Below are 25450 nucleotides of genomic sequence, written 5' to 3' on the forward strand. Positions count from 1 at the left end.
GAAGGAAACAGTGTTGTAGGCCCGGCAGGCGCTAGCGCCGCCGGGCAAATAAATTAACGGCGGTTGCCCATGATGCGCAGCAGCATCAGGAACAGGTTGATGAAGTCGAGATACAGCGTCAGCGCACCCAGGATCGCGTATTTACGCAGATTGCTGCTGTCGCGGGTGTCAATCTGCTCACCAATCGCTTTCAGTTTTTGGGTGTCGTACGCCGTCAGGCCCACAAACACCACCACACCGATATAGGTCACGGCCCACATCAGCGGCGTGCTTTTAAGCCAGATGTTAACCAACGACGCCAGAACGATACCAATCAACGCCATAAACAGCATTTTGCCCATGCCGGTCAGGTCACGTTTGGTGGTATAACCGTACAGGCTCATCCCGCCGAACATCCCTGCCGTCACGATAAAGGTGCTGGCAATGGAGCTGTAGGTGTAGGCGATGAAAATACTGGAAAGCGTGAGTCCGGTTAGCGCCGAATAAAGCATAAATAACGTGGTCGCCATGCCCGCACTCAGGCGCTGAACCATGCCGGAAAGCACGAATACCAGCCCCAGCTGAGCGATGATCAGCCCAAAGAACGTGATTTTGCTGGAGAAGACAAACATCATCACTGCCGGGGTGTTTGCTGCAAACCACGCAACGAACGCCGTCAGCAGCAGCCCACAGGTCATCCAGCCGTAAACCTGCGCCATGTAGGTCTGCACGCCAGAGCGCGACTGCACAATTGAATTGGGACGCGAGTATCGGTCCATGATGAAACCCTCAGATTAAAGGTGTGTGTTCATTAAGCGTATCACAAGCGCAATACACGCATGTCCTAAAAACAGGCATTACCAGCGCTTTGCCGCTTCCTGGTCGCTTTCTCGGGACTCAACCCAGCGCTCGCCTTCCGGCGTGGCTTCGCGTTTCCAGAACGGGGCGCGGGTTTTCAGATAATCCATGATGAATTCCCCGGCAGCAAACGCGCTGCCGCGGTGCACGCTGGTGACGCCGACAAAGACAATTTCTTCGCCCGGCCACATTTCGCCGATGCGATGAATGACCGACACGCGTCCTAACCGCCAGCGCCCGCGGGCTTCTTCAACGATTTCAGCCAGCGCTTTTTCGGTCATGCCCGGATAGTGTTCCAGCGTTAATGCGCTCACACTGTCGCCGAGATTATGATTACGGACTTTACCGGTGAACGTCACTACCGCGCCGTCTTCATCGCGCTCAGCAAGCCAGGTGTATTCGGTGCCGACGTTAAAGCGCGCAGTTTCAACGCGAATTAAAGTTTCGCTCATGATTAGCCTCCCGTAACCGGCGGGAAGAATGCCACTTCATCTCCGTCAGTGAGCGGATGATCAGCGCTCACCAGCGTCTGATTAACCGCCGTCAGCAGTTTGCCCTCTTCCAGCGCCAGCGCCCAACGAGAACCCTGCGCCGCTAACTGCTGACGCAGTTGTTCCACGGTTTGCGCATCGGTATTCAGCGTCAGACCGTCGGTGCCCACCAGCTCGCGAACCTGGGCGAAAAATAAAATTTTAATCATCAGCATCAGCCCTGAAATCACCGGATTTGCCGCCGCTTTTCGCCAACAGGCGCAGCGGGCCAATCACCATGTCCTTTTGTACCGCTTTGCACATATCGTAGATGGTCAGCGCGGCGACCGAGGCGGCTGTCAGCGCTTCCATTTCTACACCGGTTTTACCCGTCAGGCGGCACAGCGATTCGATACGCACGCGGTTGTGTTCCGGCTGCGCCTGTAAATTGACTTCCACTTTGCTGAGCATCAGCGGATGACACAGCGGGATTAAATCCCAGGTGCGTTTAGCCGCCTGAATACCCGCAATGCGCGCGGTGGCGAAGACATCACCTTTGTGATGACTGCCGTCGATGATCATCGCCAGGGTTTCCGGCAACATGGTGACAAAGGCTTCAGCGCGCGCTTCGCGAACCGTCTCCGCTTTGGCGGACACGTCCACCATATGGGCTTCACCGGCGGCGTTAATGTGCGTCAGTTGAGACATGGCTTATTTCTTCAAATGAGGGTGGAAATTACACGGACGGGTGCGCGCATCGAGTTGCGGCGCAATGATATTTTCCCATGCGGTGCGACACGCTTTGGTCGAGCCAGGCATGGCAAAAATCAGCGTATCGTTGGCCATCCCGGCGACGGCGCGGGATTGCAGCGTGGAGGTGCCAATTTCTTCAAACGACAGCATACGGAACACTTCACCAAAGCCCTGGATTTCACGGTCAAACAGCGGCAGCAGCGCTTCAGGCACCTGATCGCCATCGGTAAATCCGGTTCCGCCGTTAATCAACACCACCTGTACGTGGTCGCTGGCGATCCAGGCGGAGACCTGCGCGCGAATAGCGTAGCGGTTCTCTTTGACAATGGCTTTTTCGACGAGAATGTGGCCCGCTTCATGCGCGCTGTCGCGCAAATAATGGCCGGACGTGTCGTCCTCTTCCCCCCGACGGCTGGAGACAGTAAGAATAGCAATACGGGTCGGGATAAATTCAGCGCTCACCTGACTCACGATAAACCTCCTTATTCAGTATGCAGTTACGGCTTAGCCGCCGATATATGAGAGATTCTGAGTAATACCGGTCTGGCCCTGGTGCAGGAAATGGGTCTGCTTTTTCTGGGCCAGGGCCGCAGAAATACGTGCTTCAAGTTCCGGCTGCTGGGCATCTTCGGCAAGCAAATCACGGAGATCGACCCCGCCATCGCCAAACAGGCACAGGTGCAGTTTTCCTGTCGAGGAGACACGCAGCCGGTTGCAGCTGGCGCAGAAGTCTTTTTCATACGGCATGATGAGCCCAATCTCCCCGGCGTAGTCGGGGTGACAAAAGACCTGTGCCGGGCCGTCGCTACGGCTGCGAATCTGATGGATCCAGCCGCGTTTGAGCAGTTCATCGCGCAGGACCATGCCGGAAATATGGTGTTTGCGGAACAACTCGCTGCCTTCCCCGGTTTCCATTAGCTCGATGAAACGCAGTTGAATCGGACGAGGTTGGATCCAGGCCAGGAAGGTGTCGAGCTGGTGATGGTTGACGTCGCGCATCAGCACGGTATTGACCTTCACTTTGGCAAAACCGGCGTTAAAGGCGGCGTCGATGCCGTCCATCACCTGCTGAAATTTATCCTGACCGGTGATGGCGTGAAACTGGCGGGCGTCGAGGCTGTCGACGCTGACGTTAACGTGGGTCAGTCCCGCATCACGCCACTGTTGTGCATCACGGGCCAGACGATAGCCGTTGGTGGTGACTGCAATCTGGCGGATAGCGTCGTTTTCACGCACGGTAGAAATGATGTCGGTAAAGTCACGACGCAGAGAAGGTTCGCCGCCGGTCAGGCGCACTTTTTCGGTGCCCATGGCAGAAAACGCCCGGGTCACGCGGCGCACTTCATCGACGGAAAGAAAACCGTTATTACTGACGGGGCCCGGCTTGTAGCCATCGGGCAGGCAGTAGGTGCAGCGGAAGTTGCACACGTCGGTAATCGACAAACGCAAATAGTAAAACTTGCGTGCGAATGCATCGGTAAGTTGTGGGGCCATACACCTTTCCAAATACGGGAGGCACAGTCATTTCTTTCTGTACCCTGGTGACATCGTCACGGCCAGTGCGCCATATCTACAGACTTAGGCGCAAGGGCTAGAGTGTAGCTTCTGATTTTAAGAAGCGGGTTATGCCGATAGTAGCGCGTAAATGACAATTTCGCCATTTTACCCTTTCGCTATATAATCTTATATATAGCGCACTGATCGTGCACTTTCGCTACAGAATACGCAAAAATCCTGCTTTTGCATTGATATGCGTCATTTTGACGGGATCCGACCATCGTCTTTTAGGGGTAGTTACGCTAAGGTAACAACGTCCGTCTCTGATAAGGAATACTATGCGCAATCGTACTTTTGCGGATCTCGATCGTGTTGTCGCACTAGGCGGCGGGCACGGTTTAGGGCGAGTAATGTCTTCTCTCTCCTCGCTGGGTTCGCGCCTGACAGGTATTGTCACGACTACCGACAACGGCGGCTCCACCGGCCGCATTCGTCGCTCCGAAGGCGGGATTGCCTGGGGCGATATGCGCAACTGTCTCAACCAACTCATTACCGAACAGAGCGTCGCATCGGCGATGTTTGAGTACCGTTTTGGCGGTAATGGCGAACTTTCCGGGCATAACCTCGGAAATCTGATGTTAAAGGCGTTAGACCACCTGAGCGTCCGGCCTCTGGAAGCCATCAATCTGATCAGAAACCTGTTAAAAGTCGACGCGGCGCTGATCCCGATGTCGGAAGTGCCGGTGGATTTAATGGCTATCGACGACGAAGGCCACGAAATTTACGGCGAAGTGAATATTGACCAGCTGAAACTGCCGCCTCGCGAGCTAATGCTCTCGCCCTCAGTGCCCGCCACGCGTGAAGCGGTGCACGCCATTGCCGAGGCCGATTTGATTCTGATTGGCCCTGGCAGTTTTTACACCAGCCTGATGCCGATTCTTCTGCTTGATGAGATGGCCCAGGCCTTACGCAGAACGCCCGCGCCGATGGTATACATCGGTAATCTGGGCCGCGAACTGAGCCCGGCAGCGGCCAGCCTGACGCTGAAAGACAAACTCGCACTGATGGAGCATTACGTCGGAAAACCCATTATCGACGCTGTTGTGGTCGGGCCGAAAGTCGATGTGTCCGGCATTGAAGACCAGGTCGTCATTCAGGTGCCGCTGGAAGCCAGCGACATTCGCTATCGCCACGACCGCCATTTACTGCGCGATGCGCTGGAAAAGGCCGTTCAGGCGCTAGGTTAGCTCTGTTGCCCGGCGTTGCAACCCTCGCCGGGCCTTCATTGTCGCCCACATTAAGGACTTCCTTAATTTCTTAAGGTTGTCTTAAAACTCTCTTGTCATCATACCGTCATCTTATTCTGCCGGATGCCCAATGATGTCCCGACTTCCCCTTCGTCGCCCAGCGATAGGGCACGTTTTCTACCTGGTCCTGTTTGCCCTGTATATCGCGTTGTTCCTCAATATCAGCTTCTACAAACAGGCGTTTGCCCTGCTCCCTGTCGATTCGCTGCACAACGGTCTGGTGTACGCCACCATGCCTGTCGTGGCGTTTTGCGTCATCAACATCATCGTCACGCTGGCATCCTTTTTGTGGCTCGACCGGCTGTTAATCAGCCTGTTTATTCTGGTCAGCGCTGCCGCACAGTATTTCATCATGACCTTTGGCGTGGTCATCGACCGCTCGATGATCGCCAACATCATTGACACCACCCCGGCAGAAAGCTTTGCCCTGATGTCGACCAAAATGGTGCTGACCCTCGTGCTGTCGGGCCTACTGGCAGTGATTATCGCCTGGTGGATCCGCGTGAAGAAGCCGCTGAGCGCCTGGCGCAGCATGGCGTTGCGCGTGACCAGCATGGTGATTTCCGGCCTGCTGATTGTGTTTATCGCCCTGCTGTTCTACAAAGATTACGCGTCGCTGTTTCGCAACAATAAAGATCTGGTGAAATCCCTGAATCCGTCGAACAGCATCGTGGCAGTTAACTCCTGGTACTCGCACAATCGTCTCGCGCATCTGCCGCTGGTTCGTATTGGCGAAGACGCCACGCAGACGCCAGCGATGAAAAATGGTCCGCGCCACAACCTGACCATTCTGGTGCTCGGTGAAACATCCCGGGCGGATAACTTCTCGCTGGGCGGCTACAGCCGTGATACCAACCCGCGCATGAAGCAGGACAATGTGGTCTATTTCCCGAACACCACCTCCTGCGGCACCGCGACGGCAATTTCCGTGCCGTGCATGTTCTCGAATATGCCGCGTGCGCATTACAATGAAGAGCTGGCACAACATCAGGAAGGCCTGCTGGATATCGTGCAGCGTGCCGGCATAAACGTGCTGTGGAATGAAAACGACGGTGGATGCAAAGGGGCGTGCGATCGCGTTCCGCATCAGGATATGACGCGTCTGAATTTACCCGGCCAGTGCATCGACGGCGAATGCTATGACGATGTGCTGTTCCACGGGCTGGAAGATTATATTAATCATCTGAAAGGCGACGGCGTGATTGTATTACACACCATCGGCAGCCACGGCCCGACATATTACAATCGCTACCCGAAAAACCTCCGCACTTTTTCTCCGACTTGCGACAGCAATGAAATTCAAAACTGTTCGAAGGAACAACTGGTGAATACCTACGACAACACCATTGTTAACGTCGATTATATTGTCGATAAAGCCATCACGTTATTACAGTCGAAGCAGAACACCTTAACCACAAGCCTGGTCTATCTGTCGGATCATGGCGAATCACTGGGTGAGAACGGGGTTTACCTGCACGGGCTGCCGTGGTCTATCGCCCCGGATACGCAGAAACACGTCCCGATGGTTATCTGGCTGTCCGATGATTATCAGCAGCGCTATAAAGTGAATTATCAGTGCCTGAAAGACCATGCGAAAGCGAACCACTATTCGCAGGATAATCTTTTCTCGACCATGCTAGGCTTGGCGGGAGTGAGTACCAAGGAATATAAGGCGAGCGACGATATACTGGCGCCGTGCAGAGGAGCGAATTAAATGAAAGTGCTGGTTGTTGAAGACGATTCATTATTGCTGCAGGGGTTAATCCTTGCGATGCAAAGCGAAGGCTATGTCTGTGATGGCGTGACGACGGCGCACGAAGCCGCACTGTGTCTCGCTAACGGGCATTACAGCGTGATAGTGCTTGATTTGGGCCTGCCTGATGAAGACGGCTTACAGTTTCTGGCGCGTATTCGCCGGGAAAAAATCAGTCTGCCAGTGCTTATCCTCACTGCGCGCGATACCGTCGACGATCGCATCGCAGGCCTCGATACCGGGGCCGACGATTATCTGGTGAAGCCTTTCGCACTGGAAGAACTCAACGCCCGGGTGCGCGCCCTGCTGCGTCGTCATAATAATCAGGGTGATAACGAAATCAGCATCGGCGACCTGCGCCTCAACGTGACGCGCCGTCTGGTCGCACTCGGCGAAACCCAGCTTGATCTGACGCCGAAAGAGTATGCCCTGCTCTCTCGTCTGATGACCAAAGCGGGTAGCCCGGTTCACCGCGAAATTCTCTATAACGACATCTACAGCTGGGACAACGAGCCGTCGACTAATACCCTTGAAGTACATATTCACAACCTGCGAGACAAAATCGGCAAGTCCCGCATTCGCACGGTTCGCGGCTTCGGCTACATGCTGGTGAAAACCAGCGAGGATACGTAAATGAAACTGCCGTTCATTCGCGACGTGCAGTGGACCATGCGCCACCAGCTGCTGCTGACCATCGCCAGTATTCTGGTGGTGTGTCAGGTTATCAGCGTGTTCTGGCTGTGGCATGAAAGCCAGGAACAAATTCAGCTGCTGGTGCAAAGCGCCATTCACGGGCATAACAACCACAAGCACATCGAACACGAAGTGCGTGAAGCCGTCGCCAGCCTGCTGGTGCCAAGCATGCTTATCATCGGCCTGGCGCTGTGGATTTGCCTGCATGCGGTAAAGCGCATCACCCGACCACTCTGGGATTTGCAGCAGGAACTCAACAACCGCACGCCGGATGACATGCAGCTGATTGAGTTGCCAAAATCCGTCAGTGAAGTGGACGCGGTCACGTCCGCCATTAATCAGCTGGTCGAACGTCTGAATCAAACTCTGGAGCGTGAACGTCTGTTTACCGCTGACGTGGCACACGAACTGCGCACCCCGCTCGCCGGGCTGCGTCTGCATCTGGAATTGATGGCGAAATCGCACAGTATGATGGTTGACCCGTTATTACAGCGACTGGATCAGATGACGCAGAGCATTTCGCAGCTGTTGCAGCTGGCACGCGTTGGCCAGTCGTTTTCTGCGGGTAGCTATCAGCGAGTGCCGTTGGTAGAAGAAGTGATTCTTCCGATGCAGGGCGAACTGGAAACCATGCTCAGCCAACGCGGACAAACATTGAGCCTGCCATCGGCAGACAACGATGTGACGGTGTCGGGCGATGCCACGCTGCTGCGGGTGCTGTTACGTAATCTGGTGGAAAACGCGCATCGCTACAGCCCGGAAAACTCCACCATTACCGTGTCCATTGAGACAGGTATGCTGGCCGTCGATGACGAAGGACCGGGAATTGATGAAGCGAAAAGCGGCGAACTCAGTAAAGCGTTCGTGCGGATGGACAGCCGTTACGGCGGAATTGGGCTGGGATTAAGTATTGTCACCCGTATCGCACAACTGCACGACGCGCAGTTCTTCCTGCATAACAGAAAGCCAGGACCGGGTGTGAAAGCGTGGGTTAAATTCCCACGGCGTACGCGGTAATCAGTACGTCAGAACCCACTGGTGGAAGAAGCCAATCACTATCAGAAAGGAAACGAGTACGGTCAGGGTGGTGACGAAATTATCTTTTTGCATGGTGCTGTCCTCATTAAACTGAGGACAGTGTCGTCGATAAAGATTAACGCAACATTAAGACGCAGCAATAAACAGATCGCGCAGCTGATGCAGTCGGTCGCGCACTTCTGCCGCTTCTTCGAACTCGAGGTTTTGCGCGTGTTTCATCATCTGCGCCTCCAGCTCGTTGATTTTCTGCTGCAGCGCTTTCGGTGACAGTTCCGCTGCCTGCGTGACTTCTGCTGACTTCGACTTACCGCGACCTTTACCGCGTGTTTTCGCCAGACTTTCGCCCAACGACAGAATATCGACCACCTTCTTGTTCAGGCCCTGTGGCACAATGCCGTTTTCTTCGTTATGGGCCTGTTGTTTCTCACGGCGACGCTCGGTTTCACCCATCGCTTTCGCCATCGAGTTGGTAATTCTGTCGGCGTAAAGAATCGCCTTCCCGTTGATATTACGAGCCGCACGACCGATGGTCTGAATAAGCGAGCGCTCTGAACGCAGGAAGCCCTCTTTATCGGCGTCCAGAATCGCCACCAGCGAAACCTCTGGCATATCGAGACCTTCCCTTAACAAGTTGATCCCCACCAGCACGTCAAACTCACCGAGGCGCAAATCGCGGATGATTTCCATACGTTCAACGGTGTCGATATCCGAGTGCAGGTAGCGAACACGCTCGCCATGCTCTTCCAGATATTCCGTTAAGTCCTCCGCCATGCGCTTGGTCAGTGTAGTGACCAGCACGCGCTCGTTAATGGCCACGCGCAGACGAATTTCCGACAGCAGGTCATCAACCTGGGTGCCAACCGGACGCACTTCGATGACAGGATCCAGCAGGCCCGTAGGACGCACCACCTGATCGACGATTTCATCGCCCGATTTTTCAAGCTCGTAGTTGCCAGGTGTGGCCGACACATAAATGGTCTGCGGCACCAGGTTTTCAAATTCTTCAAATTTCATTGGGCGGTTGTCCAGCGCCGACGGCAAACGGAAGCCGTATTCCACCAGCGTTTCTTTACGCGCCCGGTCACCGCGATACATGCCGCCAATCTGCGGCACGGTTACGTGGGATTCATCGATAACCAGCAGACCGTCGGCCGGCAGGTAGTCAAACAACGTTGGCGGCGGCTCGCCCGGACCACGCCCGGAGAGATAGCGCGAGTAGTTTTCAATGCCCGAGCAGTAGCCCAGCTCGTTCATCATTTCCAAATCAAACTGGGTACGCTGGGAAAGACGTTGCTCTTCCAGCAGCTTATTGTTTTCCAGCAGCACTTTGCGACGGTCGACCAGCTCAACTTTGATCTCTTCCATCGCCTGCACAATGCGTTCGCGCGGCGTGACGTAGTGTGTTTTCGGGTAGACGGTAAAGCGCTGAATGGTTGATTCCAGATGACCGGTCAGCGGGTCAAACAGCGACAGCCGCTCAACCTCTTCGTCGAACAGTTCAACGCGCAGCGCAATGTCGTCAGATTCCGCCGGGAAGATGTCGATAACCTCGCCGCGCACGCGGAACGTACCACGCTGGAAAGCCTGATCGTTGCGGGCGTATTGCAACTCGGCGAGACGACGCAGAATCGAACGCTGGTCGATTATCATCCCCACCGTCAGGTGCAGCATCATCTTCAGATACAGGTCCGGGTCACCCAGACCGTAGATAGCGGACACAGACGCCACCACAATCACGTCGCGGCGTTCAAGCAGTGCCTTGGTCGCAGAAAGACGCATCTGTTCGATGTGCTCGTTCACAGAGGCGTCTTTTTCGATAAAGGTATCTGAGCTTGGGACGTAGGCTTCCGGCTGGTAGTAGTCGTAGTAAGAGACGAAAAACTCGACTGCGTTTTCAGGGAAGAACTCTTTCATCTCGCCGTACAGCTGAGCCGCCAGCGTCTTGTTCGGTGCCAACACCATCGTCGGCCGCTGAAGGTCAGCGATGACGTTAGCGATGGTAAACGTTTTCCCTGAACCGGTTACGCCGAGCAGCGTTTGGTGCGCCAGACCATCTTCAAGCCCTTCTTCCAGACGACGAATGGCCTCAGGCTGATCGCCAGAGGGTTTGAAAGAAGAATGCAGTTTTAACGGTTTACTCATTAACGACAACCTGATGAAGGGGAAACGGGCAGACGATTAATTCTACTCGCCGCACCAAAATTTGCCAATAATAAATACTGGATAAAAAAACAGTAACGCATTATCGTATTTGTGTTACCGGTTCCACGGGCGTGCAACTGCGGAGGAAATTTCCCCTGTGACAAGATAAAACACCAGACGCAGCAGGTTATCCCCAGAACATTCCCACATTTAACATTTGTCAAGATGCGTAATGAATCTTTTATGGCAGCCAGTGACACTTTTCTTACAGACATTGCTTTTATCGAAGTGATTGATAAAAAAAGAAAATATCGAAAAGCCGCGTTTCGCATCAATTTGGACGCAGGCCGCGTCTTCTCTCGCCTACCGTGAGTTTTCTAACTCTAATGCACATGGTTATCCACAGGAATGGTGGATAACTACCTGCAGCCCAACTCCCCTGCCACTCGCGCAAAACGCACCGGCACCTCAAAAGGCTGCAGTAAAAAATTTTTATCGCTCTTTTTTGTCTTTAATCATCTAAAAGTGCCCTTACTTTTTGATGAGAGATTGCTCACAAAATCAGCATCAGCGCTGCACCACCAGCCGACATGTTGACACCAATGGAGCACTGACAAAGTGCAGCGGCTGCGTTCTGACGTCATCTCAACGGGCTGATTTAGGGGTTAAATCCGAAATACGCGTCATTCCGGAGCGGTATCTCTCTTCTGGCAAGGGATTTGCAGAATCTTATCGCCGCTGACGGCCACACCGAAGGAGAAGCCGATGTTGAGTTTACGCGCAGTGAATCACTATTACGGAAGTCAGCATATTCTGTGGAATCTCAGCCTCGACCTCGCACCCGGAGAGTGCACCTGCGTGCTGGGGCTGCCAGGTATGGGAAAAACCACGCTGGTGAACTGCATTGCGGGGTTTCAGGCTATCGAAAGCGGCACAATGATCTGGCAGGACGTCAGCGGGCCACCGCGCGATTTACTGCTGCTCTCGCCGCCGCTAAGGGCTGCCATGGGCATTGGCTATGTGCCGCAGGATAAGCGTATTTTCTCGCAGATGACGGTAGAGGAAAATTTGCAGATTGCGATGAAGGCGGGCCATGAAGGCTCCGGCGCTATTGGCAGCGATATCTTCGACCTGATGCCAGATTTGTATCCGCTGCGCCACGTCAAAGGCGCGCTCATGTCGGACGACGATCAATACCAGCTGGCGTTGGCCAGCGCGCTGGTCACCAAACCGAAATTGCTGATCCTCGATGAACCGACGCGCGGCATGGGTCAGGGATTTATGCACACGCTGGGGGAGTGCCTGCTTCGCCTGAATCGTGATCTGGGTCTGACGGTGCTGCTCGCCGAACAGCACCTGCCGTTTATTCGCCGGGTGGCAGACAAATTTTGCCTGCTGCATCGCGGGCGTAATGTCGCGCAGGGCGCAGTCAATCATCTCGACACCCGGCTGTTGGAGCAGTTTATGACGCCGGAAGAAGCGCCGTAAGGTCGAGATACTGTCCCGGTTCGGCGGCTTCTGGCCCGTGCTCCAGGTACGGGATCTCACCAAGGAGCGGCGCGGGGAGTAGACGCGTTAAGGTCGCCAGATATTCCGCATGGCGTTTGCCGGGCGGGATAATGTCATTGGCAATCCAGCCCACAAGCGGCAATCCCGCCTGCGCTATCGCCTGAGCAGTCAGCAACGCATGGTTAATGCACCCGAGCTTAACGCCGACCACCAGAATCACCGGCAGCTGCTCGGCCTGTACCCAATCGGCAAACGTCCAGTCGGCCCCCAACGGCGTATACCAGCCACCCGCGCCTTCCACCAGCACCCAATCCGCCTTGTGCGACAGCGCCTGTAATCCGACAGACAGCGTATGAGCCTCTATCGGCCGCCCTTCATCCTCGCTAACGATATGCGGCGATGTCGGCTCGGCGAAGGTGTACAGATTGACCTCGTCATAGGTCAACGTCAGGCCGCTGTTACGCTGTAAGGCCAGCGCATCGGTATTGCGCAGCCCGTCAGCGGTCATTTCACTGCCGGAGGCCACCGGTTTAAACCCTGCGGTACGAAATCCCGCCCGGTTTGCGGCCTGTAAAAGCGCTCCACTGGCCACGGTTTTCCCGACTTCGGTATCAGTCCCGGTGACAAAATAGCGTTCAGTCACGTTCAATCACTCCTGTAAAAATATGGTACGTCAGGGCGCAGTGCCCGTTTTGTTTGGGCCACGCCAGCTGAAGCTGCTGCAAATGGCTACGGGTCAGGGTTTGCGCCGTCCTGCCTTCGTGCAAATGCGTAGCGCCAATGCCTTTCAGCGAACGCATGGCGCTCAGCGCGTTTTCAAACGTGACGCTTAGGGTGTGGATATGATGCCGACAGCGATAGCCCTCCATCGCCGAGAGGATCTCATCCTGCGTTAAGAATCGATTGGCATGCGGCTGGCGGTCGATAGCCTTCCACGCCAGGTTCAGCTCCGGCAGCGAATCGGCCACCAGCGTGCTGAACGCCACCAGCCCCCCCGGACGCACCACGCGATGCAACTCCCGCAGCGCTGACGCCAGCGATTCACACCACTGCACCGCCAGATTGCTCCACGCCAGACAAAACTGCCGATCGGCAAGTGGCATGGCTTCGATATCTGCTTGCACGTAATGTTGTGCCGAATGTTGCCGCTGGGCTTCGGCCAGCATCTGCGCCGATAAATCCAGCGCCGTGACGTTGCTCCCGGCGGCGGCCCAGACACGGCTCATGCCGCCCGGACCACAGCCTGCGTCCAACACCTGTTCGAACGGCCGTTGCGGAAGCTGAGCCAGCAGCGCCGAAGCGCTCTGGCGTTGCAGCTCGTCATGCTGCTGATATTGGCTGGCGGCGCGACCGAACGCCGCCGCAATCGCCGGTTTATTCACGGGCGGCATGCAGCACCTCCAGTAGCCGGTCGATATCGTGTGTTTGATGCGCCGCCGTTAGGGTCACCCGCAGACGCGCAGTGCCTGCCGGGACCGTTGGCGGGCGGATAGCCGTCAGCCAGCAGCCCTTGTCACGTAGCCGTTCGGCTATCTGCACTGCACGCGCGTTTTCACCGACGATCAGCGGCTGAATGGCACTGTTCGATGCGGTTAACCGCATATCCAGCTGCTCTGCACCCTGACGAAAACGTGCGATGTGGCGGTTCAACGTCTTCCGACGGGATTCGCCCTCATCGGAACGGACAACCGCCAGCGCCTGACTGAGCGCCACCGCCTGGGCAGGTGGCATACTGGTGCTGTAAATCAGGTGACGAGCGAACTGCAGCAGATAATCCGCCACGTCTTCGCCGCACAGCACTGCCGCCCCGCTCAGGCCGAAGGCTTTACCAAAGGTCACCACCAGCAAATCGGGTTTCACCTGCTGGGCGAAACAACTCCCACGCCCTTCTTCGCCGCACACGCCAATTCCGTGGGCGTCATCCACAAGCAGCCAGCCGCCGGCGGCGCGGGTTGCGGCTGTAATCTCAGCGAGTGGGGCACTGTCGCCGTCCATACTGAAAATACCCTCTGTTACCGCCAGCTGCAGGCCGTCAACCGGCTTTCCAAGCAGGGTAGCCAGCTGCGCGCTGTCATTATGCGCAAAGCGCCGCAGCTGTGCCGGGCTGTGGCTGGCGGCCTCCAGCAACGACGCGTGGCTCAGACGGTCGGCAACAATTCTGTCCTCTTTGCGCATCAACGCCGTAATCAGCGCCTGATTGGTGGCAAATCCTGAGATAAACAGCAGTGCGCGCGGGTAGCCCAACCAGGTCGCCAGTTCCTGCTCAAACTGCTGATGCGCCTCGCTATAGCCGGTGACATGCCCTGAACCGCCGCTCCCGGTGCCGTAACGATCGGCGCCCTGCTGCCAGGCGGCGATAATCTGCGGATGCTGACTCAGGCCAAGGTAATCGTTGCTGGAGAAATTGAGCCAGCGCTGCTCGCCCTGCACCAGCCAGCGCCCGGCGCCGTGGGTGACGGGATAACGACGACGAAAAGCATCAGCATTACGCCTCTCACTCAGCGCGCCGTCGATACGTTGCTGCCAGCTCATACCGTCGCCGCGTTGTAATACGTTTCGGTATCTGGCGTCATTAGCGCCTGCTCAAGTTTTTGCTGCTGTTCGATATCGCCTGACAGCACCGCCGTCTGCTCCGGGTTCATCCCCAGCTTGCGGAACAGCAGCAGGTCTTTGTCTTCTTCCGGGTTCGGCGTGGTCAGCAATTTGCAGCCGTAGAAAATCGAGTTAGCCCCGGCCATGAAACACATCGCCTGCGTCTGCTCGTTCATTTTTTCGCGCCCGGCTGACAGGCGCACGTGAGAGGTCGGCATCATGATCCGCGCCACCGCAATGGTGCGAATAAAATCAAACGCATCAACGTCTTCGTTGTTTTCCAGCGGCGTGCCTTTGACCTTCACCAGCATGTTGATGGGCACGCTCTCCGGCGGCGTCGGCAGATTCGCCAACTGGAGCAACAGCCCGGCGCGATCGGTAACGGTTTCGCCCAAACCGACAATCCCACCGGAGCAGACTTTAATTCCCGCATCGCGGACTTTGCCGAGCGTATCAAGGCGCTCCTGATAGGTACGTGTGGTGATGATGTTGCCGTAGAACTCCGGTGAGGTATCGAGGTTGTGGTTGTAGTAATCCAGCCCAGCCTCACCCAGACGCTGCGCCTGAGTATCCGACAGCGTGCCCAGCGTCATGCAGGCTTCCAGCCCCAATTCCTTGACGCCTTTAACCATTTGTTCGAGGTACGGCATATCGCGCTCGTGTGGATTTTTCCACGCTGCCCCCATGCAGAAACGCGTCGAACCGGCATTTTTCGCCTTGCGCGCCGAGGTCAGAACCTCTTCCACTTCCATCAGACGCTCGGCCTCAAGCCCGGTTTTATAACGCGCACTCTGCGGGCAGTATTTACAATCTTCCGGGCACGCGCCGGTCTTGATCGACAGCAACGTGCTGACCTGAACCTGGCGTGGGTCGAAGTGCTGACGGTGAATGGTCTGCGCGTCAAACAGCAGTTCCAACAGGGGTTTGTTAAACAGTTCAGTGACCTGCGACATTGTCCAGCGTACGTGGTGAGCCATTGGCATCTCCAAAAGGGGTTCAGTTGTTTCTCGGTTCGGTGTAGTATCGTAAACCTAAAACTTTTCAAAATGGTTTACAAGTCGATTATGACCCAGGACGATCTCAGTTTCGATCAACGCCATATCTGGCACCCCTACACATCCATGACCGCCCCGCTTCCGGTTTACCCGGTGGTGGCGGCGCACGGCTGCGAGCTTGAACTGGCTTCCGGCGAACAACTGGTGGATGGAATGTCGTCCTGGTGGGCGGCGATCCACGGCTATAACCACCCGCGGCTGAATGCCGCGATGACCGGGCAGATTTCGCAGATGTCGCACGTGATGTTCGGCGGGATAACCCATCCGTCCGCGGTGGCGCTGTGTCGCCGACTGGTGTCAATGACGCCCGAATCGCTGGAGTGTGTTTTCCTCGCAGATTCCGGTTCGGTGGCGGTGGAAGTGGCGATGAAAATGGCGTTGCAGTACTGGCAGGCCAAAGGCGAACCGCGCCAGCGTTTTCTCACTTTCCGCAATGGCTATCACGGCGATACCTTCGGTGCGATGTCGGTGTGTGACCCGGACAACTCAATGCACAGTCTGTGGAAAGGCTATCTGCCGGATAACCTGTTCGCACCCGCACCGCAGAGTCGTTTCGATGGCGAGTGGGATGAAATGGACATGGTGCCGTTTGCCCGCCTGATGGCCGCGCATCGCAGCGAAATCGCCGCCGTTATCGTCGAACCGATTGTTCAGGGCGCGGGCGGAATGCGGATGTATCACCCGGAGTGGCTGCGTCGACTGCGCAAAATGTGCGACCGCGAAGGTATTCTGCTGATTGCCGATGAAATCGCCACCGGATTCGGCCGCACCGGTAAACTGTTTGCTTGCGAACATGCAGGCATCGCACCGGATATTCTGTGTCTCGGCAAAGCATTGACCGGCGGCACGATGACGCTTTCTGCGACGCTCACCACCCGCTCAGTGGCCGAAACCATCAGCAACGGCGAGGCTGGCTGCTTTATGCACGGCCCGACATTTATGGGCAATCCGCTGGCCTGCGCCGTCGCGGCAGAAAGCCTGGCGTTGCTGGAAGAAGGTCACTGGCAGCAGCAGGTTGCCGCTATCGAAGCGCAGCTCAAGCGTGAACTGGCTGAAGCACGGACTTCGCCGCAGGTGGCGGATGTGCGAATTTTAGGGGCCATCGGCGTGGTGGAAACTCACGCGCCGGTAAACATGGCGCGGCTGCAAAAATTCTTCGTGGAGCACGGCGTGTGGATCCGGCCGTTCGGCAAACTTATCTACCTGATGCCGCCGTACATTATCAGACCAGAACAGCTGACACGCCTGACGGACGCGGTAAAAGCCGCTCTCAGTGACAATACTCTTTTCACGTCCTGAGCTAAACTTCGTGATTATTCAGCACCCTGAAGAGGCACAAAGATGAAACTGATCAGTCACGATTTTAAGGATGGCGACAAGCTCCCCCATCGCCAGGTTTTCAACGGTATGGGCTACGATGGCGATAATCTTTCGCCGCATCTGGCCTGGGATGACGTGCCGTCCGGCACCAAGAGTTTTGTCGTCACCTGCTACGATCCGGATGCCCCAACCGGCTCCGGCTGGTGGCATTGGGCGGTGGTGAATATACCGGCTGACACCCGCGTGCTGCCTCAGGGTGCCGGGTCTGGCATCGCTGATTTACCGGATGGCGCACTGCAAACGCGCACCGATTTTGGCAAAGCGGGCTACGGCGGCGCAGCGCCACCGAAGGGAGAATCGCATCGCTACATTTTTACCGTTCATGCGCTGGACGTGCCCGCTCTTGAGGTGGATGAAGGTGCCAGCGGGGCGATGGTTGGGTTTAATGTGCATTTCCACAGCTTAGCCAGTGCATCCATTACGGCGATGTTTAGCTAGTCTTTTAGCTTTGCCCGGCGGCACTGCGTTTGCGCGGGCCTACGTCGTTAATTTCTCCCTTGAGAGTGAGGGGGAAAAACTGTTCGTAGGCCCGGCAGCCTGCGCCGCCGGGCAATCCATTACAGCACCGGATCAACCAGTTTCTGCAATTGCCCCTCAGCCAGCATTTCAATCGCCGCTTCGATATCCGGCGCGAAGAAGCGGTCCTGCACGTAGTGCGACACTTTTTCACGCAGCAGATGACGCGCCTGTTCCAGCAGCGGACTGGTGGTCAGCCCTTCGCGCATATCAATACCCTGCACTGCCGCCAGCCATTCCACGGCAATCACGCCGCGGGTGTTGGCCGCCATTTCCCACAGACGACGCCCTGCAGCGGGCGCCATGGATACGTGATCTTCCTGATTAGCGGACGTCGGTAAGCTATCGACGCTGTGCGGATGCGACAGCGCTTTGTTTTCACTGGCCAGCGCCGCAGCGGTCACCTGCGCAATCATAAAACCGGAGTTGACTCCGCCATTTTTCACCAGGAACGGCGGCAGCTGTGACATGTGGCTGTCCATCAGCAGCGCAATCCGGCGTTCGGCAAGAGAGCCTATTTCAGCAATCGCCAGTGCGAGGTTGTCGGCCGCCATCGCCACCGGTTCTGCGTGGAAGTTACCGCCGGAAATCACTTCATTTTCGTCAGCAAACACCAGCGGGTTGTCCGATACCGCGTTCGCTTCGGTGAGCAACACCTCTTTCGCCTGACGCATCTGGGTCAGGCATGCGCCCATTACCTGCGGCTGGCAGCGCAGTGAATACGGGTCCTGCACTTTGCTGCATTTAGCGTGTGACTGCGAAACGGCGCTGGAATCGGTCAGCACGTGACGGTACAGCGCCGCGGCGTCAATTTGACCGCGCTGGCCGCGTGCTTCGTGAATGCGGGCATCGAACGGACGACGCGATCCCAGGGCCGCTTCGGTCGTCAACGCGCCGCAAATGACCGCTGAGCTGAACAACTCCTCGGCTTCAAACAGGCCACGTAGCGCAAAGGCGGTCGAGGCCTGCGTGCCGTTTAGCAGCGCCAGCCCTTCTTTTGCCGCCAGCGTCAGCGGCTCCAGCCCGGCTTTTTTCAGTGCCTCTTTGGCAGGCAGCCATTCGCCCTGCCAGCGAGCTTTACCCTCGCCCAGCAGCGTCAACGACATGTGCGCCAGCGGAGCCAGATCGCCGGAAGCGCCGACAGAACCTTTCGCCGGAATACAGGGATAGACTTCGTGATTCACCAGCGCCATCAGGGCTTCAATCACGCTCAGACGGATACCGGAAAAACCACGCGCCAGGCTGTTAATTTTCAGCACCATAATCAGACGTACCATCGCGTCATCCAGCGCTTCGCCGACGCCCGCCGCGTGTGAAAGCACCAGCGAACGCTGGAGATTTTCGAGATCAGCGGTGGCGATACGGGTTGAGGCCAGCAGGCCAAAACCGGTGTTGATGCCATAGGCGGTGCGCCCTTCTGCCATGATCGCGTTCACGCAGGCGACGCTGGCGTTGATGCCTGCAATGGCGCTTTCATCGAGCGTCAGTGTTTGCGGCTGGCGATAGATATCCAGCAGTTGGGCGAGGGTCAACTGACCCGGAATCAGGTTAAGTGTGCTCATTTTTTCTGCCCCTGGGTTGCAGCAATCATCGGTAAATTCAGTCCTTGTTCAGCGGCACATTCTACCGCGATTTCATAGCCTGCGTCGGCATGTCGCATCACGCCGGTGGCCGGGTCGTTATGCAGAACCCGGGCAATACGGGCCGCGGCCTCGTCGGTGCCGTCGCAGACAATAACCATTCCGGCGTGCTGTGAAAAGCCCATGCCGACGCCGCCGCCGTGGTGCAGTGACACCCAGGTAGCACCGCTGGCGGTGTTGAGTAATGCATTCAGCAGCGGCCAGTCGGATACCGCATCGGAACCGTCGCGCATGGCTTCGGTTTCACGATTAGGACTGGCGACAGATCCAGAATCCAGGTGGTCGCGGCCAATGACTATCGGGGCCGACACTTCGCCGGAACGCACCATTTCGTTGAATGCCAGGCCAAGTTTTTGACGCCATTCCAGACCCACCCAGCAGATGCGCGCCGGTAAGCCCTGGAAGCTGATACGCTCGCGGGCCATGTCCAGCCAGCGATGCAAATGTGTGTCGTCGCTGACAATTTCTTTCACTTTGGCATCGGTTTTGTAGATATCCTGCGGATCGCCGGAGAGCGCTACCCAACGGAACGGCCCGATACCGCGACAGAACAGCGGGCGAATATAGGCCGGGACGAAGCCTGGGAAATCAAAGGCGTTGCTGACACCCATCTCTTTGGCCATCTGGCGGATGTTGTTGCCGTAATCGAAGGTCGGGACGCCCATCGCGTTAAACGCCAGCATCGCGCTGACGTGTTCCGCCATCGACTGTTTGGCGGCTTTTACCGTGCCCTGCGGGTCGCTTTCGGCCTTCTGCTGATATTCTTCCCACGTCCAGCCCTGCGGCAGATAGCCGTGCAGCGGATCGTGCGCGCTGGTCTGGTCGGTGACCATGTCCGGACGCACGCCGCGTTTGACCAGTTCCGGCAGAACGTCGGCGGCGTTAGCGCACAATGCCACTGAAACGGCGCGGCCTTCCTCGGTGTATTTTTTGATGCGAGCCAGTGCGTCGTCCAGTGATTCGGCCTGTTCGTCGATATATTGGGTGCGAAGACGAAAATCAATGCGGCTCTGCTGGCATTCAATTACCAGCGAGCAGGCTCCGGCTAAGGTAGCAGCTAACGGCTGTGCGCCGCCCATTCCGCCAAGCCCGGCGGTGAGTACCCAGCGCCCCTGCAGGTTGCCGTTGTAATGCTGGCGTCCGGCTTCGACGAAGGTTTCGTAGGTGCCCTGCACGATGCCCTGACTGCCGATGTAAATCCAGCTGCCGGCGGTCATTTGGCCGTACATCGCCAGCCCTTTCGCGTCAAGTTCGTTGAAGTGTTCCCACGTCGCCCAGTGTGGGACGAGGTTAGAGTTGGCAATCAGCACGCGCGGCGCGTTGTCGTGGGTTTTAAACACCCCCACCGGTTTGCCTGACTGCACTAACAGGGTTTCATCGTTTTCGAGGTTTTTCAGGGCCTCGACAATCGCGTCGTAGCAATCCCAGTTACGGGCTGCACGCCCGATCCCCCCGTAGACCACCAGCTCATGCGGATTTTCCGCCACGTCCGGATCGAGGTTGTTCATTAACATGCGCAACGGCGCTTCGGTGAGCCAGCTTTTGGCAGTGAGCGTGTTGCCGCGCGGCGCACGGATTTCCTGGGGGCGGTATTTATTCTGGGACATCGGAAAACTCCTGACGGATACGATGAAGACAAGAAATATATACTTGTCTATACAATTGTTCGCAAGCCAGGATTTAACAAGATTGATACATTTTTGTTATCTTGCGTCAGCAATCACGCTTTGACTAAGAGAGACAGGCGGCAGGAAGACAATGCACCTGCCGCGTGAAGAATGGAGAGTATTCAGGAGCCGAAGTGGCCCTGTAAACGGTAACGGCTACCGGGGAAAATCAGGCGTGCGTGGGAAACGATGGTTGAGCGTGACCAGGTGCGACGGCGAATTAACAGGCACGGATCGTGTTCGTGGATGGTGAGCAAGCGGCACTCTTCGGCGCTGGCTTTTACCGCTTCAACGATGTGCTCCCCTTCGGTAAGTGGCGCAATCAGCGACAGGTAGTCGTGTGCGGTGGTTGTGGTGTAATCCTGTTGCAGGTATTCCGGCACCACGTCGGCATTCACGCAGCGATCTTCAATCTGTACCGGCACGTCGTTTTCGAAGTGCACCATCAGAGAGTGGAAAATGCGCGTGCCTTCAGCCACGTTCAGCGCCTGCGCCTGCTGTTTATCGGCGTTGACCTCTTCCAGCAGCAGCACTTCACAACGATGCTGATGCTGACGGGCGGCGATCTCATCGGCGATGCTGTGCACTTCAAACAGCGCCGACTGCCCTTTTGGCTCGGCGACAAACGTCCCGACACCCTGCAAACGAACCAGCAAGCCTTCGTCAGTCAGCTCACGCAGTGCGCGGTTGATGGTCATCCGGCTGAAGCCAAACTGCGCCACCAGCTCCGCTTCCGAAGGAATACGGTCATGCGGACGCCAGATCCCCGCGGCAATATTGTCGCTGATAACGCGTTTGATCTTCTCATAGAACGGCGCAGGGGCGCCGGTTCGCGGTGAATACATGTGTCATCCTTTATTAATGCGGGTGCTGCCACGCATGCCAGCAATGAACAATTTGCCAGGCCAGTCTGGCCGCAGTGCGGGCACCCTGTCCGTCTCTGTCGTACTGCGGATTGAATTCAACCAAATCAACCGCCTGCAGTTTGCCACTCTGACACAGCGGCATGACTATTCGCAACAAGATTGCCAACGGGACGCCCAGCGCTGCCGGAGCCGATACCGCCGGCATTTCCCAGGTCGGGAGCACATCCAGATCGATGGTCAGATAAATGCGGTCATGTTCCGCAATCACCCGCTGAAGATCCTTTTGCAGCGCGCCGACGTGGTCATCGAGCAGGGTTAAATCTTCCAGCACCGTGACCTGACGCTCACGCGCCTCTTGCCACAGCGCCTGCGTGTTTGCCGCGCGACTGGCGCCATAGCAGGTGTAATTAAAGCGTCGGTTCTGGCTTTCGCAGTGCAACGCCAGCTGGCGGAACGGCGTGCCAGAGGTGGCCTCTGCGGCATGTCGTAAATCCAGGTGCGCATCAAGATTAACGATTGCGACGTTTTCCTTCGGGAAGGCGTCGAGCACGCCGGAACCGTGAGGCCAGGCCGTTTCATGACCGCCGCCGAACACCAGGGTTTTCATCTGCGCGCGCTGACAGGCCAGCACTGCGTCGTGCAGCGCCTGCTGCGCCGGTTCCAGTAATTCCGGTTCGGCGTGCACATTACCGAGATCAACCAGCAAATCGTGTCCGCCATAACTCGCCATGTTGGCTAGCGCCTTGCGCAGCGCGTCTGGCCCCTGATGCGCGCCTGGCCGCCCTTGATTGCGCTTTACGCCTTCGTCACAGGCAAATCCGAGCAGGGCTATTTTCCCACGATGCGATTCGGGGGCAAAGTCGCGCGTGACCGTTACTGTCTGAAAAAGACGTTTTGCCACAGGCGATTCGGCGCTGTCATCACGCCCCTGCCACAGTTCCGTCGGCGTCGGTTGCCATAGATTCATTGAGTCACCTCGCCGCGAAACACGCGCTGCCAGAGCGGATTACGCCCCGGCTCGTACACCATTTCAACCGGATGTTCTGCGTCCCAAATGGCGAAATCAGCCACAAAACCCACCGCCAGCTGTCCATGTGAATGCTCGCGGCCCAGCGCACGCGCGGCGTGACGTGTGACACCGGCCCACGCTTCTTCCGGCGTTAAGCCGAATTTCACGCAGGCCATGTTCATCGTCAGATGCAGGCTGGAGAACGGGCTGGTGCCGGGGTTGTAATCCGTCGCGACCGCCATCGGCACCTTGTAACGTCGCAGCATATCCACCGGCGGTTTTTGCGTTTCGTTGAGGAAGTAAAATGCACCGGGAAGCAGCACCGCAACCGTGCCGCTGTCGGCCATCGCCGCGACACCGTCTTCGGTCAGATATTCGATATGATCGGCGGACCGCCCTTTATAGCTGCTGACCAGCTGCGCACCGCCCAGCGAAGAGAGCTGCTCGACGTGGCCCTTAATCGGGATATTCAGCACCTGCGCGGCGCTGAACACGCGGTCGGTCTGTTCCGGGCTGAATCCGACGTTTTCACAGAAGGCATCCACGGTTTCAAATAACCCTTCCTGCCACAGCGTCGGCATAATGTCTTCGCAGACCAGGGTGATGTAGTCCTCGCCCCGGCCTTTATATTCTGTCGGGATCGCATGTGCGGCTAATAACGTCGGGCTGATATCGATGGCGTTGGTCGCCGCCAGATGCTGCGCGACATGCAGCATTTTGCGTTCGTTGGCCATGTCCAGGCCATATCCGGACTTCACTTCTACCGTGGTCACCCCTTCCCGCATCAATCGCGTCAGACGTTGCTGCGCCAGGCGAATCAGCTCGTCTTCACTGGCGGCCCGGGTGGACTGCACGGTGGCGTTAATTCCTCCGCCGTTAGCGCTGATGGTCTGATATGAAACCCCATTCAGCCGCTGCTCCCATTCGGTGGCGCGACTGCCGCCAAACACCAGATGTGTATGGCAGTCGATCAGACCCGGCGTGACCAGCCGCCCTTGCAGATCAATACGTTTTCCTTTTCGCGACGCGAGCGCCGATTCAGGGAGGATTTCCACGATCCGCCCGTCGCGGACCACCAGCGCATGATGCTCCAGTAAACCGTAAGGCTGGGCGTGGTTGGGATCGAAGGTGGCAAGTCGGGCATTATGCCAGATGACATCGGTATCAGTATGTTCAGACATGAGAGAATCACTTGTCATAGGTTGTATAGACATTTATTGATAGCAATACGAGCGATGTCAACCTTCCACAGGAATATGTTGCTTTTTTGTGATATTCCGCGCGGCACAGCGAGCGCTTACCAGCAACTTTTTTGCGGCATTGCTTCCCGTTTCGCTCAACTTAGTATAAAAAGTCAGGTTTTAGGGACTCTTTCCACTACATTCAGCCTGGAGCACCATGAATACATTCTCGGTTTCTCGTCTGGCGCTCGCGCTCGCTTTTGGCGTGACGCTTTCCGCCTGCAGCTCAACGCCACCCGATCAGCAACCTTCTACTCAGGAAGCGCCGGGTACGTCTTCACGCCCAATTCTGACGGCAAGCGATGCGAAAAACTTCGTGCAGGAACGTTACTTCACCACCATGGATCCGAACGCGGCTCCGTGGTCGCCTTCTGCAATTGCCACTCCCGCTAAAGCGGATTTCGTGGTCGGCCCAGCCGGTACTGAAGGCGTAACGCACACAACTATTCAGGATGCCGTGGATGCCGCAATCGCGCGTCACAGCAGCTCACGCACTTATATTGCAGTGATGCCGGGTGAATATGAAGGCACCGTGTATGTGCCAGCCGCGCCGGGCAGCCTGACTATTTACGGCATCGGTGACAAAGCCGCAGACGTGAAAATCGGCCTGGCTATCGATTCTGAAATTGACCCGACTACCTGGCGTCGTCTGGTTAACCCAGCGGGTAAATACATGCCTGGCAAACCGGCGTGGTATATGTTCGACACCTGCCAGAGCAAGCACACCGCCACCGTGGGCGTGATGTGTTCTGCCGTCGTCTGGTCGCAGAACAACGGTCTGCAATTGCAGAACCTGACCATCTCTAACACCCTGGGCGACAGCGTCGATGCGGGTAACCATCAGGCCGTGGCCCTGCGCAGCGACGGTGACAAAGTGCAGCTGAACAAGGTCAATCTTCTTGGCCGTCAGAACACCTTCTTCGTCACCAACAGCGGCGTGCAGAACACACTGCAAAATGACCGCATCGCGCGTACGCTGGTCACTAACAGCTACCTCGAAGGCGACGTGGATATCGTTTCCGGTCGTGGCGCAGTGGTGTTCGATAACACCCGTTTCCAGGTCGTGAACTCCCGCACCCAGAAAGAAGCCTACGTGTTCGCTCCGGCAACGCAGTCCAACCTGTTCTACGGTTTCCTTGCCACCAACAGTCGCTTTAACGCGGCCGGTGACGGCGTAGCGCAGCTCGGTCGTTCTCTGGACGTTGACGGTAACACCAACGGTCAGGTCGTTATCCGCGACAGCGCGATCAACGAAGGCTTCAACAATGCCAATCCATGGGCCGATGCCGCTATCTCCAAACGACCATTCAGCGGCAACACTGGCGCTAAGAATGATAAAGGCGAAGAGCAGCGTAATCTGAACGACACCAACTTCAACCGCATGTGGGAATACAACAACCGCGGCGTCGGAAGTTATGTTGTGGCAGAGCCGAAGAAGTAATCGTCAGGCTTAAGCTATAAAAATTCGCTCAACATAATGCCTGC

The 25450-nt window shown here is 56.7% G+C and carries 23 protein-coding genes, 1 pseudogene and 1 riboswitch; of the genes and pseudogenes, 8 read left to right on the top strand and 16 right to left on the bottom strand.

The genetic code is table 11. The annotated features are described in order from the left end of the window. Positions 1 to 53: 53 nt before the first annotated feature. From MUU47_RS20230 to moaA, 6 genes are all read right to left on the bottom strand, one after another. Positions 54 to 758 (bottom strand): Bax inhibitor-1/YccA family protein, encoded by a 705-nt coding sequence (locus tag MUU47_RS20230; protein WP_258989951.1) that lies wholly within the window; start codon positions 756 to 758, stop codon positions 54 to 56. 78 nt (positions 759 to 836) lie between these two features. Next, positions 837 to 1289, bottom strand: coding sequence for a molybdopterin synthase catalytic subunit MoaE (moaE, locus tag MUU47_RS20235; RefSeq protein ID WP_258989952.1), 453 nt, complete (start codon positions 1287 to 1289; stop codon positions 837 to 839). A 2-nt stretch (positions 1290 to 1291) separates the two neighbouring features. Beyond that, a complete protein-coding gene (moaD, locus tag MUU47_RS20240; RefSeq protein WP_159773605.1) occupies positions 1292 to 1537 on the bottom strand; it encodes a molybdopterin synthase sulfur carrier subunit in 246 nt (81 codons plus the stop codon). Further along, positions 1530 to 2015, bottom strand: coding sequence for a cyclic pyranopterin monophosphate synthase MoaC (moaC, locus tag MUU47_RS20245; protein WP_258981294.1), 486 nt, complete (start codon positions 2013 to 2015; stop codon positions 1530 to 1532). The genes moaD and moaC overlap by 8 nt, the downstream gene beginning before the upstream one ends. A gap of 3 nt (positions 2016 to 2018) precedes the next feature. Next, positions 2019 to 2531: a molybdenum cofactor biosynthesis protein B gene (gene moaB / locus MUU47_RS20250; protein ID WP_258989953.1), complete on the bottom strand. Its 513-nt coding sequence runs from the start codon at positions 2529 to 2531 to the stop codon at positions 2019 to 2021. 33 nt (positions 2532 to 2564) lie between these two features. Continuing rightward, complete coding sequence (gene moaA / locus MUU47_RS20255; RefSeq protein WP_258989954.1) at positions 2565 to 3554, bottom strand: GTP 3',8-cyclase MoaA; 990 nt, start codon at positions 3552 to 3554, stop codon at positions 2565 to 2567. Then, positions 3540 to 3671: riboswitch (molybdenum cofactor riboswitch) on the bottom strand. (Overlaps the previous gene by 15 nt.) Before the next feature lie 224 nt (positions 3672 to 3895). Between moaA and yvcK the strand changes: the two genes are divergently transcribed. The 4 genes from yvcK to pmrB all read left to right on the top strand — a co-directional run bounded on the left by yvcK (position 3896) and on the right by pmrB (position 8327). Beyond that, positions 3896 to 4804: a uridine diphosphate-N-acetylglucosamine-binding protein YvcK gene (gene yvcK / locus MUU47_RS20260; RefSeq protein WP_258989955.1), complete on the top strand. Its 909-nt coding sequence runs from the start codon at positions 3896 to 3898 to the stop codon at positions 4802 to 4804. 133 nt (positions 4805 to 4937) lie between these two features. Further along, the gene (gene eptA / locus MUU47_RS20265; protein ID WP_258990573.1) at positions 4938 to 6578 is read left to right on the top strand and encodes a phosphoethanolamine transferase EptA; all 1641 of its coding nucleotides are present in this window, start codon (positions 4938 to 4940) and stop codon (positions 6576 to 6578) included. Beyond that, complete coding sequence (gene pmrA, locus MUU47_RS20270; protein ID WP_258989957.1) at positions 6579 to 7250, top strand: two-component system response regulator PmrA; 672 nt, start codon at positions 6579 to 6581, stop codon at positions 7248 to 7250. Then, a complete protein-coding gene (gene pmrB, locus MUU47_RS20275) occupies positions 7251 to 8327 on the top strand; it encodes a two-component system sensor histidine kinase PmrB (protein WP_258989958.1) in 1077 nt (358 codons plus the stop codon). A 147-nt stretch (positions 8328 to 8474) separates the two neighbouring features. Here pmrB and uvrB read toward each other — a convergent pair whose 3' ends face one another. Beyond that, positions 8475 to 10490, bottom strand: a complete 2016-nt coding sequence (gene uvrB / locus MUU47_RS20280; protein WP_258989959.1) for an excinuclease ABC subunit UvrB — start codon at positions 10488 to 10490, stop codon at positions 8475 to 8477. A gap of 765 nt (positions 10491 to 11255) precedes the next feature. Between uvrB and MUU47_RS20285 the strand changes: the two genes are divergently transcribed. Next, positions 11256 to 11978, top strand: a complete 723-nt coding sequence (locus tag MUU47_RS20285; protein ID WP_258989960.1) for an ABC transporter ATP-binding protein — start codon at positions 11256 to 11258, stop codon at positions 11976 to 11978. Here MUU47_RS20285 and bioD read toward each other — a convergent pair. From bioD to bioB, 4 genes are read right to left on the bottom strand one after another with little or no spacing between them, the layout of a single operon-like run. Further along, the gene (gene bioD, locus MUU47_RS20290) at positions 11953 to 12642 is read right to left on the bottom strand and encodes a dethiobiotin synthase (protein WP_258989961.1); all 690 of its coding nucleotides are present in this window, start codon (positions 12640 to 12642) and stop codon (positions 11953 to 11955) included. The two genes, MUU47_RS20285 and bioD, sit on opposite strands and share 26 nt — an antisense overlap. Beyond that, entirely contained in the window at positions 12635 to 13390 is a 756-nt protein-coding gene (bioC, locus tag MUU47_RS20295; RefSeq protein ID WP_258989962.1) for a malonyl-ACP O-methyltransferase BioC, read from the bottom strand. Before bioC ends, bioD begins: the two co-directional genes overlap by 8 nt. After that, positions 13374 to 14531 carry an 8-amino-7-oxononanoate synthase gene (gene bioF, locus MUU47_RS20300; protein ID WP_258989964.1) on the bottom strand — a complete coding sequence of 386 codons (1158 nt, stop codon included), beginning with the start codon at positions 14529 to 14531 and terminating at the stop codon, positions 13374 to 13376. The genes bioC and bioF overlap by 17 nt, the downstream gene beginning before the upstream one ends. Beyond that, a complete protein-coding gene (gene bioB, locus MUU47_RS20305; RefSeq protein ID WP_258989966.1) occupies positions 14528 to 15568 on the bottom strand; it encodes a biotin synthase BioB in 1041 nt (346 codons plus the stop codon). Before bioB ends, bioF begins: the two co-directional genes overlap by 4 nt. Before the next feature lie 87 nt (positions 15569 to 15655). On the opposite strand from bioB, the gene bioA reads away from it, so the two are divergent. Together bioA and MUU47_RS20315 are read left to right on the top strand one after the other, a co-directional pair. Continuing rightward, positions 15656 to 16945: an adenosylmethionine--8-amino-7-oxononanoate transaminase gene (bioA, locus tag MUU47_RS20310; RefSeq protein ID WP_258989967.1), complete on the top strand. Its 1290-nt coding sequence runs from the start codon at positions 15656 to 15658 to the stop codon at positions 16943 to 16945. A gap of 42 nt (positions 16946 to 16987) precedes the next feature. Beyond that, on the top strand, positions 16988 to 17464 hold the full coding sequence (locus MUU47_RS20315) for a kinase inhibitor (RefSeq protein WP_258989968.1): 477 nt from the start codon (positions 16988 to 16990) through the stop codon (positions 17462 to 17464). 119 nt (positions 17465 to 17583) lie between these two features. On the opposite strand, the gene hutH is transcribed toward MUU47_RS20315, so the two are convergent. The 5 genes and pseudogenes from hutH to hutI all read right to left on the bottom strand — a co-directional run bounded on the left by hutH (position 17584) and on the right by hutI (position 24014). After that, entirely contained in the window at positions 17584 to 19104 is a 1521-nt protein-coding gene (gene hutH / locus MUU47_RS20320; protein WP_258989970.1) for a histidine ammonia-lyase, read from the bottom strand. Next, positions 19101 to 20789 (bottom strand): urocanate hydratase, encoded by a 1689-nt coding sequence (gene hutU, locus MUU47_RS20325; protein ID WP_258989971.1) that lies wholly within the window; start codon positions 20787 to 20789, stop codon positions 19101 to 19103. The genes hutH and hutU overlap by 4 nt, the downstream gene beginning before the upstream one ends. 182 nt (positions 20790 to 20971) lie before the next feature. Beyond that, complete coding sequence (locus tag MUU47_RS20330; RefSeq protein WP_258989972.1) at positions 20972 to 21694, bottom strand: histidine utilization repressor; 723 nt, start codon at positions 21692 to 21694, stop codon at positions 20972 to 20974. Positions 21695 to 21707: 13 nt separating this feature from the next. After that, on the bottom strand, positions 21708 to 22682 hold the full coding sequence (hutG, locus tag MUU47_RS20335) for a formimidoylglutamase (protein ID WP_258989974.1): 975 nt from the start codon (positions 22680 to 22682) through the stop codon (positions 21708 to 21710). Further along, positions 22679 to 24014 (bottom strand): annotated as a pseudogene (gene hutI / locus MUU47_RS20340) (imidazolonepropionase). The gene hutG and the pseudogene hutI overlap by 4 nt, the downstream one beginning before the upstream one ends. A 108-nt stretch (positions 24015 to 24122) precedes the next feature. Here hutI and MUU47_RS20345 point away from each other — a divergent pair. After that, a complete protein-coding gene (locus MUU47_RS20345) occupies positions 24123 to 25406 on the top strand; it encodes a putative acyl-CoA thioester hydrolase (RefSeq protein WP_258989975.1) in 1284 nt (427 codons plus the stop codon). Positions 25407 to 25450 lie beyond the last annotated feature (44 nt).

This window comes from Scandinavium hiltneri (genome assembly GCF_024764835.1).
GTDB lineage: Bacteria > Pseudomonadota > Gammaproteobacteria > Enterobacterales > Enterobacteriaceae > Scandinavium > Scandinavium hiltneri.